The organism is Microcystis sp. M49636_WE2, assembly GCF_030065375.1.
Classification (GTDB): Bacteria; Cyanobacteriota; Cyanobacteriia; order Cyanobacteriales; family Microcystaceae; genus Microcystis; species Microcystis aeruginosa_C.
The window spans coordinates 1-1,871 of the sequence record NZ_JASJFG010000104.1 but is presented as its reverse complement, the minus strand read 5'-3'; the positions used below and the strand labels follow the sequence as shown (position 1 = coordinate 1,871).

General features: G+C 42.9%; 1 protein-coding gene and 1 pseudogene. One reads left to right on the top strand and one right to left on the bottom strand.

Annotated features, from left to right (window positions below):
- On the bottom strand, positions 1 to 995 hold a 995-nt coding region (gene glnA / locus PX484_RS02425), incomplete at its 3' end, for a type I glutamate--ammonia ligase (protein WP_288102754.1).
- Positions 996 to 1,755: 760 nt separating this feature from the next.
- Here glnA and PX484_RS25640 point away from each other — a divergent pair.
- A pseudogene (locus PX484_RS25640) lies at positions 1,756 to 1,871 on the top strand (tRNA (guanine-N1)-methyltransferase); the annotation flags it as partial.

The following is a 1,871-nucleotide window of genomic DNA, read 5'->3' as shown; positions in this document are numbered from 1 at the left end:
GGGGCCTCAAAACCGGGGACGAGACGCTTGTAAGAGTTGGTGGTGGGGTTAGTTAAAGCTAAGAGCGCGGGAGCGTGTCTAAGCAAACCACCGATGTAGTACAGTGCCATTTGGCTAAGTCCGGCGTATTTATCCCCAGCGAACAGGGGTTGACCATCTTTCCAGATAGACTGGTGAACGTGCATCCCGGAACCATTATCACCAAAGATGGGTTTGGGCATAAAGGTGACGGTTTTACCGTATTTCTTGGCCACGTTCTTAATGCAGTATTTATAGGTCATCAAGTAGTCGGCGGCCCGTACTAGGGTAGAGAATTTAATCCCTAACTCGTTTTGACCACCAGTAGCGACTTCATGGTGATGTTTTTCGATGGGAACTCCGCAGTCGGCCATGGTTAAGAGCATTTCCGTGCGAATGTCTTGAGAGGTATCGGTGGGACTAACGGGAAAATAACCCTGTTTGTAGGCGGGTTTATAGGCGAGATTTCCGTCTTTTTCGTCTTTACCGCTATTCCAACGACCTTCGACACTATCCATGTAGTAATAGCCGGAGTTGGCGGTTTGATCGAAACGAGCGCTATCAAAGAGGAAAAATTCTGCTTCCGGTCCAAAAAATACGGTATCACCTAAACCGGTACTGCTAAGATAATCGATCGCTTTCTGAGCAATAGAGCGAGGATCGCGGCTATACCATTCACCGGTTCTGGGTTCTTTGATGCTACAGATCATGCTTAGGGTAGGTTCCTTGTAGAAGGGATCGATCCAAGCAGTGGTAGGATCGGGAACCATGGCCATATCGGATTCGTTAATTGCTTTCCAACCGCGAATACTGGAACCATCGAAGGCAACACCATCGCTGAAAGAGCTTTCATCGATTTGATCGTAGTAGAACGAGCAATGTTGCCAGATACCTGGCATATCAATAAATTTCAGGTCGATAATCTTAATATTGTTGTCCTGAATCATTTTCAAGACTTCTTGTGGCGTTTCGGGCATGGAAAACTCCTTTGACGTATGGATCGGTTCTTAAGCTTCTCAAAAAAACCATCCTAAACAGTCACTTTGACCGTTTTTGTATTTTTCGATACAAAATCTTTGATCCTAGCTTGAAAAAATCTGTAATTTCCTTGTTCAGGTCGGTAATGGCTCCGAATGGCGATTTGCCCATCGGCTTCTACTACCTCTTGCTATAGCTCAAGGAGGTTCGTTTGTGCAAACATTTGCCGTCTAGAGATTTTCTGCTCACTTAAAAGCTTATACATTTTACCCCAGATACTCAAATACACCTCGAAGAAAAGATTTTGTTAACAAAGTGTCATACTAGATCCTGTTTTAAAAAATGATAACAATCAGTCATAAGTTAGCTTGACTGCTTCTGTATCTATCTTTCAGTTCCTCTGAACTTAGATGTTCGGCTAAGTAAGCTTTCTTGGGCATTTTATATCCTCGTCTTTACTCGTTTTATTATAACAGGATTTAGTATGACGGGCCTTTTAGGTCAGGCCATGTCCCTTTTTCTTGACTTCTACCTGCTAAGCTGAGAACTTCCCACTGTCCAATCTGCTAATTTCACACTTTCTTTAGATTTATAGTCATTTCAATTAAGATTGAGAATATAAATGCCAGAGTTCATAAGATTTTCATCGGTCTAGATTGTATCAGACTTATCTGAAATGACTATATCTTCTATCTTGATGTCTGATCGGTTTTGGCAGTGTCTGACCGTTTCCGCCGAGTGCTAATTATGAGATGATCGATGCAGGAAGAAAAAGCGATATTTAATATCAACAATACTTTTTATCGACCGGAGAGTAAAATCGTCCGAGATTTAGGAGTTTTAGGGGCGGCAATTGCCCAAAAAGAGCGGGGCAG